This window comes from Sporomusa sp. GT1 (assembly GCF_014634905.1).
In the GTDB taxonomy this organism is placed as follows: domain Bacteria; phylum Bacillota; class Negativicutes; order Sporomusales; family Sporomusaceae; genus Sporomusa; species Sporomusa sphaeroides.
This window is the reverse complement of the sequence record NZ_BMBX01000022.1, coordinates 45,778-55,925: the sequence shown is the minus strand read 5'-3', so window position 1 is coordinate 55,925 and position 10,148 is coordinate 45,778. Positions and strand designations below refer to the sequence as shown.

At 46.1% G+C, this 10,148-nt stretch carries 10 protein-coding genes; 5 read left to right on the top strand and 5 right to left on the bottom strand.

Translation table 11 applies throughout. The annotated features are described in order from the left end of the window. Window positions 1–103: 103 nt before the first annotated feature. Genes GT1_RS17880 through GT1_RS17865 form a run of 4 tightly spaced genes read right to left on the bottom strand, consistent with a single transcriptional unit; the run spans window position 104 to window position 2,759 of the window. A complete protein-coding gene (locus GT1_RS17880; RefSeq protein ID WP_188399852.1) occupies window positions 104–457 on the bottom strand; it encodes a NifB/NifX family molybdenum-iron cluster-binding protein in 354 nt (117 codons plus the stop codon). A gap of 50 nt (window positions 458–507) precedes the next feature. Next, a complete protein-coding gene (locus GT1_RS17875) occupies window positions 508–1,425 on the bottom strand; it encodes an ATP-binding protein (RefSeq protein WP_188399851.1) in 918 nt (305 codons plus the stop codon). Next, window positions 1,422–2,273 carry an ATP-binding protein gene (locus GT1_RS17870; protein WP_188399850.1) on the bottom strand — a complete coding sequence of 284 codons (852 nt, stop codon included), beginning with the start codon at window positions 2,271–2,273 and terminating at the stop codon, window positions 1,422–1,424. The genes GT1_RS17875 and GT1_RS17870 overlap by 4 nt, the downstream gene beginning before the upstream one ends. Before the next feature lie 54 nt (window positions 2,274–2,327). After that, entirely contained in the window at window positions 2,328–2,759 is a 432-nt protein-coding gene (locus tag GT1_RS17865; RefSeq protein WP_188399849.1) for a DUF134 domain-containing protein, read from the bottom strand. Window positions 2,760–3,303: 544 nt separating this feature from the next. Here GT1_RS17865 and GT1_RS17860 point away from each other — a divergent pair. Next, window positions 3,304–5,946, top strand: a complete 2,643-nt coding sequence (locus tag GT1_RS17860) for an EAL domain-containing protein (protein WP_223226349.1) — start codon at window positions 3,304–3,306, stop codon at window positions 5,944–5,946. A gap of 20 nt (window positions 5,947–5,966) precedes the next feature. Next, window positions 5,967–6,659: an HAD family hydrolase gene (locus GT1_RS17855; protein WP_188399847.1), complete on the top strand. Its 693-nt coding sequence runs from the start codon at window positions 5,967–5,969 to the stop codon at window positions 6,657–6,659. 176 nt (window positions 6,660–6,835) lie between these two features. Here GT1_RS17855 and GT1_RS17850 read toward each other — a convergent pair whose 3' ends face one another. Then, window positions 6,836–7,036: a hypothetical protein gene (locus tag GT1_RS17850; protein WP_188399846.1), complete on the bottom strand. Its 201-nt coding sequence runs from the start codon at window positions 7,034–7,036 to the stop codon at window positions 6,836–6,838. Between the two features lie 245 nt (window positions 7,037–7,281). Here GT1_RS17850 and GT1_RS17845 point away from each other — a divergent pair, with 245 nt between their 5' ends. The 3 genes from GT1_RS17845 (at window position 7,282) to GT1_RS17835 (ending at window position 10,114) form a co-directional block, all read left to right on the top strand. Then, window positions 7,282–7,881, top strand: a complete 600-nt coding sequence (locus GT1_RS17845; RefSeq protein ID WP_188399845.1) for a flavodoxin family protein — start codon at window positions 7,282–7,284, stop codon at window positions 7,879–7,881. 51 nt (window positions 7,882–7,932) lie between these two features. Further along, window positions 7,933–8,772, top strand: a complete 840-nt coding sequence (locus GT1_RS17840) for a Cof-type HAD-IIB family hydrolase (RefSeq protein ID WP_188399844.1) — start codon at window positions 7,933–7,935, stop codon at window positions 8,770–8,772. Between the two features lie 394 nt (window positions 8,773–9,166). Further along, window positions 9,167–10,114: a YadA-like family protein gene (locus GT1_RS17835; RefSeq protein WP_188399843.1), complete on the top strand. Its 948-nt coding sequence runs from the start codon at window positions 9,167–9,169 to the stop codon at window positions 10,112–10,114. Window positions 10,115–10,148: the final 34 nt, after the last annotated feature.

Genomic DNA, 10,148 nt, shown 5'->3' with positions numbered 1-10,148 from the left:
TTTTTCGTGTCCGATTACCCATTTCCCATGCTCAGTTTTTTTAAAACTTAGGGCTTGACTTTTAATAGTTAGTCTTTGATAATGTGATCGTAATAACCGTTAATTAAGGCTTAGGTGCAGTGATAGTCGACAATTTTCCGGCAAGGAAAGCTTCCAGGGCAGCCTGGACGGTGCCGCTCTCAGTACCTAATGAATATATGGTGATATTAGCGGCATTAACGACTTTGAAAGCTTTAGGACCGACATGGCCGGTGATGAGCACATCGGCTCCAGTTCTGGCTAATGATTGTCCTGCCTGAATACCGGCTCCATGGGCCGCTTCCAGGTTTTGCGTGTTGGCAATAGTTTCCCAGGCAGCTTTTTCCTGGTCATAAATTACAAAATAATCAGCCCGGCCAAAGCGGGTATCAACGGTTGCCTGGCAGTCTTCACCGTGGGCGGTAATCGCAATTTTCATAGTATGTACCCTCGCTTTCTTAGTGATTAGGTTATGTGGCCGCTGTTTGCTTAGCGGAAGATGTTGAGTTTTTGCAATAGCAAGTCCAAGGCGCTGGTCTGACTTGGGAGCCTTAAGTGGCTTGCAATGTTTTGCCATAATATGGTCAGTTCTTTTTTGACATCACTGTGTGGCATCTCTAATACTGTTTGTCCGGACTGGGCAGCGGTGCGGAAGGTGTCGCTGTAGGGGATTTGACCAAATACAGGAAGCCCTTTGCTGAGACACCAGGTTATCATTTGGTTTGTATTTTCCTGATGAAGGGTACTTTTATTGATGCATATGGCCAAAGGCAGACGGAAATGGGCAGCTAAATCTGCCAAGCGGCCTAAGTCATGCATGCCGGATACCGATGGTTCTACAACCGCCAGTGCTAAGGTCGCTCCAGATAGGGCGGCGATAGCCGGACAACCGATGCCCGGGGGTCCGTCGGTGATAATGAGCGGCAGATGCTTTGTTGCCGCCATTTTTTTAGCCTCCCGCCGGACCTTGCTTACTAATTTCCCGGAATTTTCCACAGACAGGCCGAGTTCGGCATGAATTAAGCTGCCAAAGCGTGTATGGGAGATAAACCAGTGTCCTGCTTGCTTTTCCTTCATGGCGATAGCGTGTTCCGGACAATTAAAGGCGCATACGCCGCAGCCTTCGCAGTTTAGCGGTGTGGTAATAATACCGCTGTTAATGGCGCCAAACCGGCACAGGCCAGTGCATTTGCCGCAGTGGCTGCAGGCAGCTTCGTCAATGTGCGGCTCAAACCCGGCAGTAAATACATGCGTTTCCCGGATGGTGGCGCCGCTGACCAGATGAAAGTTAGCGGCATCGACATCACAGTCTACCAGCACTTTTTGTGGTGCCAGACAGGCGAGGGCTGCACTGATGCTGGTTTTGCCTGTGCCGCCTTTGCCGCTGACGATGACTAATTCCTTCATGTTTCCGCGCTCCTTTCGGCTTTAAGCTGCTGCCAGATAGAAGCGGCGATACTTTGAAATTCGCCTGGTATGCAGCCTGCGGCATATTGCCGGGCGAAGGCAAGGCTGTGGGGGATTTTAGCCAGGATGGGAACCTGGCGGCTCGCACAAAAGGTTTCAATACTTTCATCGCCAGCAGCGCCGTCACTTTTATTAAGTACAACACCTGTCGGCAGCCGGAGCAGGCGGGTGATATTCAGGGCCAGCTCCAGGTCATGTCTGCCAAAAGGAGTCGGTTCGGTAACCAAGATGCAAAAATCGCTGTCTTTGACGGCAGTAACCATGGAACAGGAAGTACCTGGCGGACAATCTATCAGAATATCGCCTGCAAGCTGCAAACCTGTTTGCTTCATTTGTTTGATCAGTGGTACGGCGCTGGGCGTGCCCACCTTTAACGTGCCTTTTAGCAGGTAAATACCAGGATGAGCGGCAGCTGTTCCGGTCGTAAGCGTGCCAATAGTCTTTTGTTCTTCACTTATGGCAGCCTGCTGACAGACTAGCAGGCAACCACCGCAGCTATGACACAGTTCATCGAACAATAAGGCGGAATTGCCGGAAATGGCTATAGCACTGAACAGGCAAACGGCTGAGCAGGCCCCGCACCCAGTGCAGCAGTCACTGTCAATATGCGGCACCATGACGGTAATGTCCTGTCCGGCTGCCTGCCACTGGGGCTGGAGAAACAAATGGCAGTTTGGTTCTTCAACATCACAATCAAGCAGCGTGACTTGAGAATGGACGGCAGCAAGTAATAAAGCTAAGGTTGTTTTGCCTGTGCCGCCTTTGCCGCTGGCAATACTGATTAGCACATTTCATCCTCCTTTGCATATTATGAAATATATTTCATAATTTAAACAAAAAAATTATTCGTCGTTGTGACTGACAGTTGAGGCTTGGCACGCAGGACATAAGAGGTCGTAGCAACGCTGCCCGTTGCCGTGCGGCAATGTCCATTTGTGGCCGCAGGTATGGCAGACAAAATGTCGCAACATAGTGCGGCGGTGGGCGATACGAAAAGTGCCGCCATCAACTCGCAGCGCATGACCTCCCCATAAGGCCGCAGCAATTTTTTGATGAGCGCTATTGACAATACGGTGAAAAGTGGGGCGGGAAACGTCCATACTTGTTGCCGCTGTTCCCTGATCAAGCTGTTCGATATCAGCCAAACGGATAGCCTCCATTTCTTCAATGGTTAGGGTAACTTCCTCCAGATCGCGTAAAGGAACCCCTGCAGGCTTGTAATGGGTAACCGGTGGTAATTGTTCAACACGGCGTTCTTTGTGTGGGCGAGCCATAGTAATCCTTTCAAATTATGAGATATATTTCAAAATCAATATATAATAATTTATCCAGTATGTCAAGGAATATTCTTCTGCAGTCTTGCTGCGATAAATGTCAAAATATTTTGCGAATACTACTTGCCAAACCACTAACCTTATGTTATTATCTAAGTAAGCACCATCCTTATAGCGCCGTAGATTCAAGACCAATGCAGTGGTAGGAAACATTCTGTTTTCCGTTTGTTGCAAGTAGGTTAGTCGAATTGGCAGGATAGTGTTTTTTGTGTATCTGTAAGAGCGTTACCGACTGAGTTTTCCATCTGGTGAAAGAGTAGGCGTAAGTTCCCTTTTTCGACAAGCGTGTTGTGTGAGTGGTTAATGGATGTGTGAGTAACCGTGTACAGTCAATGCTATATGGATGGGTGCTCTGGTTAGAGGGGAAGGTGTATACCTTCCCCTCGTTGTTTTCAAAAAAAAAATTACCATACAAGGGTATTTGTTGTTAAATAGCGAAAAAAGTAAAAAGGAAATAACGGTGGTGTATTTCACTGCTGTTACGGTGACGGTTTTACGAAAAGAGGTATTAAGGGTGCAAGCATTGACGCTTTGGCTGGACAAAACCTTAATCAGAATTTTACTTGCCTTACTGGTATCCATTATGGGTTTCGTGCTTACTGCCGGGTTTTTGACAGATAAATTTGAGGAAAACGGGTATAATTACCGGCGGCAAGAACTAAAACGTATTACTGAGGTTGCCCGGAATGCGATAGAGCCTGTTATCCAGCAGTACCGGTCAGGAGTATTGACCAGGCAGCAGGCAATGGACATGGTGCGGGGCAATATCCGCACTATGACCTATAACGATATATTTGGCCCAAACTATGTGTTTATGAGTACCTATGAAGGGATTATGCTTGTGCAGCCTTTTGAGCAAAAGCTGGAAGGCAGTGATCAAAGCCGGCTTACTGATGCTTACGGTTTGCCGATTATTGCTAATCTTATTGACAAAGCGCGCCAGGGCGAGGGGTATGTCACTTATTATTATCATCCGCCCGGACGCAGCCAGCCTCAGCAAAAAATATCCTATGTGGTAGGGATTCCTGAATTGGAAGCGTATATTGGCACAGGTATGTACGTTGAGGATATTCAACTTACTTATGACCGCTTTCGTCAGCAATTTCAGAGTATATGCCTACTATTTTTTTTGTTGATAATGAGTATCCAATATACTTTGCTACAGCCGGTTTTCAGCAGTTACCGGTTGCTAATCCAGGCTTTTGATCAGCTAGGGAATAATCCGGAGGAGCCGCTGACGCTGCCTTCCTCCCTTTACCGTAAGGGTTCTGAAGCCGGGCGTCTCATTACCGGTTTTAATAGCATGGTTGGCGAGATACAGGAAAAAAATGTGGCCATGCAGCAGGCTCATGAGGAGTTAACCCAAAGCTATGAAGAAATAACAGCAAGCAATGAAGAATTACTGGCTTTGTATACGCAATTAACGGAAGCTGATGAATTGCGCCAGATAAGTGAAGAGCGGTACCGTCTGGCTATGGACGGCATTAATGATGCTGTTTATGATTGGGATTTGCGTACAAATAAAATGGTGTGGGCGGGGCGCTGGAGCGATATACTGGGTGTGCCTGACGGTGAGGTTTTGGATGGTAAAGACTGGTGGGTAGACATGATACATCCCGAAGATAAGGCCGTACGGGAGCAGGCACTGGCCGATCATTTAGCCGGGAAAACTCCCATGTATTCTGCTGAATTCCGTATTATGAGCCAAACCGGGGAATATATTTGGATATTATCACGGGGGAAAGCAATATTCGATTTAGCCGGTAATGCCATTCGTATGGTAGGGTCTTTTAGCAATATTAGCGATAAGAAACGGAAGGAGGAAGAAATCTGGTGGTTGGCATACCGGGATTCACTGACCGGCCTTGCCAACAGGCAGTTGTTTATGGAACGCTTGCGGGCTGAATTGCTGCTGGCGCAGCAGGGGGAAGCCTGTGGGGCCATGTTGTATCTTGACCTGGATAATTTCAAGCTTGTTAATGATACCTGCGGTCACTCGCAGGGCGACCAGCTGCTTGTTGAGATTGCCAACAAACTGGTTGAACTGGTAGTGGGTGACGGCCATTTGGTAGCCCGTTTGGGTGGTGATGAGTTTGTCGTTTTGCTGACCGATATAACTCAGGAATTTGCTATTGCTCATATGGCCACAAATATTCTGCGTAATTTGGCTGGTGAGGTTAATTTATGCGGGCATCATTTTACCTTATCGGTGAGTATCGGTATTGCGCGTTACCCGTTTGATGGTACAGAAGTGGGCGAACTGCTTAAAAATGCCGATACCGCGCTGTATGTTGCTAAAAATGCGGGCAAGAATGTCTACCGTTTTTTTGAAGAGGCTATGCAGGAAGATATTATTGAGAAACTTAGCATGGAGCGCAGCCTGCGTGAAGCCATGGCCAACGACGAATTAGAGCTGTACTTCCAGCCGATTGTTAGTTTGTCAACAGGGAAAATTGGCGGCTATGAAGCGTTGTTGCGATGGCATAATCTCCAGCGAGGCATGGTATCACCCGGACGGTTTATTCCTTTGATGGAAGAGTCCGGCCTCATTGTTCCAATCGGTGCCTGGGTTATGAGAACAGCCTGTGCTTTTGCCCGAAAACTAATGGACCGAGGTTGCCTGGACAGCTATGTTGCTGTTAATGTTTCTGTCAAACAACTGATCAATGGAGATTTTGTATCCATGGTTAAAACGGCTTTGGCAGAGGCCGGTGTGCCGCCAACGGCGCTGGAGCTTGAGATTACCGAAACCATTCTTATGGATTCCGAGTTTTTTGATGACAATGTAGCTAAACTCAGGGAGTTAAAAGCGACAGGAGTCCGTATTGCTTTGGACGACTTTGGCACAGGTTATTCTTCGCTTACTTATCTAAAACAATTACCTATTGATATTGTCAAGATTGACAAATCGTTTGTGGACGATTTGGCGGCAGGTGGAAAAAATAAATTGATTATGGGGTCGATCATTGCGTTGGCTCATAACCTGGGGCTTACCGTAGTAGCCGAAGGGGTGGAGACAGAGGCGCAGCGCGACTTACTGCGGGAGTTCCAGTGCGATTTTATTCAGGGGTATATTATTAGCCGGCCTGCGCCGGCTGCCGAGATGCTGGAATTTAACACAGTATAATCTGGAAGGAGGGTGAACTGTTGCAAATACTTTTTTGGGATATTGACGGAACCTTAATCAGAACAGCCAAAGCCGGACTGTATGCATTTTGTCTGGCTACAGAGGAACTGTGGGGCAAGCCTGTGGATATTACCGCCATTAAAGCCGCAGGTATGACCGATAACTACATTGCCAGGCAGATTATCCGGTCCGTGTCCGGACGGGAAGCCAATTCTGAGGAAATTGCACGGTTGTGCTGCCGGTATGAAGCGCTGCTTCAAGAACAGCTGGAAAATAGAAAGGGCTTGGTTTTGCCGGAAGTCAAAGCTATTTTATCCCGGCTCCAGGGGCAGACGGAATATAAATTGCTGCTGCTGACAGGCAACAGCCGGCAAGGGGCTGAGATTAAACTAAAGTATTTTGGCCTGGATCACTACTTCGACTTTCCCCGCAGCGCGTTTGCCGGACAATGTGAGCTGCGGGTGGACATTGCGCGCAGCGGTCTGGAAATGGTGCGCTCAACCTGGGGAGACCCCGGGCAGCATACCATTTATGTCATTGGTGATACGCCCCATGATGTCGAATGCGGCAAAGCTATTGGCGCGTATACCATTGCCATTGCTACCGGAGGGTATTCGGCAGCAGAGTTGGCAAACTGCACTCCGTGGTGGGTTGTAGAGACACTGCCGCCGGCAGAGGCCTTCCTGGAAAGAATAACAGCCGCAAGACCATAAGGTTTGCGGCTGCTTTACACATCGGCAACATCTATAAAAATAATTATAAACCCGTTTAAAATTATTAGTTTTAGGCGGGTTTTGGTGTTTATTGCAGCAGAAAATGGTAAAATGTAAAGAAAGGAGGGAGCCTATAATAAAAAACGAGAGTATCGCTACTCTCGTTCCTAATAGTTCTATTTGCTATATGTTTGCAAAAAGGTTAAACCAAGTTGTTCGTACTTTTCCAAGTGATTAATAACGGCAACTCTTTGGGTAATGTTGAGATCATTGACACATTCAATGCCAATAGCATCTTTGATGATTCTTTTAATCTCAAAGCTGCAATACCCGAAAAAGGACAATCGGTTTATTAATTGTTCGATACGTTGATTCATATTTTTCCTCCAAATCTAAGTTTAAATTGGTAATTAAAACGTTTACTAACGTCACAGCCGCAATTACCTGATATTACCAAATCACACATTAGATTACAGAGAACTTTGGGCAGAAATTACTTGTTCTAATGGTCGCTTCTTGATTTTGAACGCAATGGTAAATAACGTATAAAGTATAACATGGAATGAATTATTAGTCAACAATTTTTATTTGTTAATGACTACGACATAAAGGGGGATTTATAATGGCGCAAATTTTAGCATTGTTAGGAAGCCCAAAAACTGATGGAACCAATAGTGTGCTAATTGATGAATTACTGCGGGGAGCTGCTTCGTGCGGTGACGTTGAAGTTCAGAAACTGGTGTTGAATAAGCTCAAAATTATACCTTGCCAGGCCTGTGATGCTTGCATGCATACAGGACGCTGTCATTTAAAGGATGATATGGAGATCATTTATGAAAGCATAATTAAGATGGATGCGTTTATTTTGGGAGCTCCGATTTATTTTAGCGGTATAAGTGCTCAGGCAAAACTTATGATTGATCGCTGTCAGCCTTTCTGGTCGGAAAAATATGTGAGAAAAAACGATGTTTTTTCCGGCCGGCTGCGTCCGGGAATCTTCGTTGCAACTGGTGGACAGGCAGCTTACGAAGGGCAGTTTATCGGTTCTTTGTATGTGATGAAGTTGTTGTTCAAGATGATTGGCGTTAAGGGTATTGCTAATCTTACACTGGACAATCTAGATAGCAAACCGTTGGCACAACGGCCTGACGATTTGGCACAAGCCTTTGAACTTGGGAGGAAGCTAATGGAAGATTGTAAGGGGGGCGGGGGCATACTGTAAACACAAACAAAGCCGGATATTATAATCAGTAAGGAAGGGTATCGCCGGAATATGGCCTACAAATTAATTTGCATTGATGTTGACGGGACGCTTTTAAATAGTAAGCATGAAATTACCCCAAAGGTGAAAGAAGCAATAGAGAAGGCCCATGCGCTGGGACTGCATACGGTGATAAGCACTGGACGCATGTATACCGACGCCCAATATTACGCTGACCTCATTGGCGTAAAATCCCCGGTGATAGCATCAAACGGAGCCTTTATCAAAGAAAAGGATAATGATCAAGTAATTTACAAAGATATTCTGGGTGAAAGCTTATGCCTGGAACTATTGGAGATATTTCGGAAACATCGCACAACACCTTACTTTTGTACTCCGCATAAATTTTATTATGGAACGATTCTGTTTAAATTCTTTTATATTGTCACTAAATTATTCGGCAGGAGGAACAACAACCTGGATATGGAATATGTTTTTTCCTGGAAACAGTGGCAAACGGTATTGCAACAGGAAAAAGAGGATATTGTAAAATGTGAGATTATCTATAGAGATGCAGCCTTGGTTGAACAGTTGCGGCAGGAACTGGCAAATATTGAACAGGTGGAAGTTGTTGATTCTTCTCAATATAATATCGAAATTACCCGCAAAGGGGTTTCAAAAGGAAAAGCGGTAGCCATGCTGGCAGCATTGTATAATCTGCAGCGGGAAGAAATAATTGCTATAGGCGACAGTGCCAATGATATTTCCATGATAGAATATGCCGGTTTGGGCATCGCTATGGGCAATGCTTTGGCTAATGTAAAACAATGCGCTGATTATATCACAGACTCTAATGATGAAGATGGAGTAGCTAACGCGATAAACAGGTTTGTTTTAGGGGCACAGTTTTGAAATACAATATTTAAACTGTGCTTACGCAAACGTCGGTTGTGCAGTGGTGGCAATAGCGCTAATTAAGTAACATAATTTCGGGATGGAATTTTCATTAAAAGCTATACGGATTTCCGGTAAAAAACAGCCGGGCGAAGACTTTGTTCAAGTCTTCGCCCGGCTGTTTTTTTTTATTATGTTTATGAATATTTGGTAATTAAAATAAATATATTTTGGTAGACATCCAATAAATGGCAATAATTCATACTGGAGAGTGGTCGATGTGCTGAGTTTGAAAAGGGTAGCTATTTTGTCAGTCAACTTGGCCAATAGTAGTCCGGGGAGACTTGGAGGTGGGATTGATTAGTTGAGAATAAGCCAAGAAATTGCCAAGAGTATGATGGGAGGTAAAATAATGAAATTGGATAATTTGGGCAAGGGGTTTATCGGTCTCTTATGTATCTGTGTAGTTTTAATGAGTGCCGCTCCTGTGTGGGCGGGCAACGCGGACATAGGTAATAGCCCTGCTGTTGCCGATGAGACCGCCAGTGCGGATGATACGAAAGCAACTGCGGCAGATAGTAACGTTACGGAAATCGGTACTTATGCAAATGCTGAGGGTGAAAATGCAACAGCAGTTGGCACTAATGCAAATGCTGTAGGCAAAAACGTTACGGCAGTTGGTACTTATGCCAATACAACAGGCGAAAATGCTACGGCGATTGGTGCTCATGCGACTGCTACCGGTAAAAACGCTACAGCCATTGGCGACTATGCACAAGCCACTGCTGAAAATAGTGTGGCCTTAGGTGCCGGCTCAGAGACCGGTGACCGAAAAAATACCGTATCTGTTGGCGCGCCGGGAGCAGAGCGCCAAATTACTAATGTTGCCGACGGGGTGGCACCGACAGATGCTGTCAATGTCCGTCAGTTGAATCGTCTCTCGCTGAGACTGGACCGCGTAGGTGCATTGGCAGCCGCCATGTCCGGCTTGGCTCCCCTGGCATATAAGGCTGATGAACCGACTCAAGGCTCGATTGCTACCGGTATGTATTCAGGTGAAACCGCGGTAGCCGGTGGTTTATACCATTATACGCATGAAGATGTTTTACTAAATGCCGCCTTCGCAATCTGTGGCAGTGAAAAAATGGGACGCATGGGTGTATCTTTCCGTTTTCCCAAAGGTAAAGATAAAAGCGTAACAGAAGCTCCCATTACTCCAGCAGCTCCTGCAGCCCCGGTGAATCCGGCCACTCCAACGGAAATTCAGGAACTGGAACCTGTAGCGGTGATTTCCGAAACAACTTTACCTGCTCATCAAGCTACTGACGCGGCTGCTGCCGACACTGAAGTGAAAGGTTAGAAATGCAGCTAACAACAGCGTTTCTGATAGGAGG

Coding starts and splice junctions, on each gene's coding strand:
- GT1_RS17845 (WP_188399845.1), top strand. CDS start 7,282: ATGGCGCAAATTTTAGCATTGTTAGGAAGCCCAAAAACTGATGGAACC.
- GT1_RS17880 (WP_188399852.1), bottom strand. CDS start 457: ATGAAAATTGCGATTACCGCCCACGGTGAAGACTGCCAGGCAACCGTT.
- GT1_RS17840 (WP_188399844.1), top strand. CDS start 7,933: ATGGCCTACAAATTAATTTGCATTGATGTTGACGGGACGCTTTTAAAT.
- GT1_RS17865 (WP_188399849.1), bottom strand. CDS start 2,759: ATGGCTCGCCCACACAAAGAACGCCGTGTTGAACAATTACCACCGGTT.
- GT1_RS17875 (WP_188399851.1), bottom strand. CDS start 1,425: ATGAAGGAATTAGTCATCGTCAGCGGCAAAGGCGGCACAGGCAAAACC.
- GT1_RS17835 (WP_188399843.1), top strand. CDS start 9,167: ATGAAATTGGATAATTTGGGCAAGGGGTTTATCGGTCTCTTATGTATC.
- GT1_RS17850 (WP_188399846.1), bottom strand. CDS start 7,036: ATGAATCAACGTATCGAACAATTAATAAACCGATTGTCCTTTTTCGGG.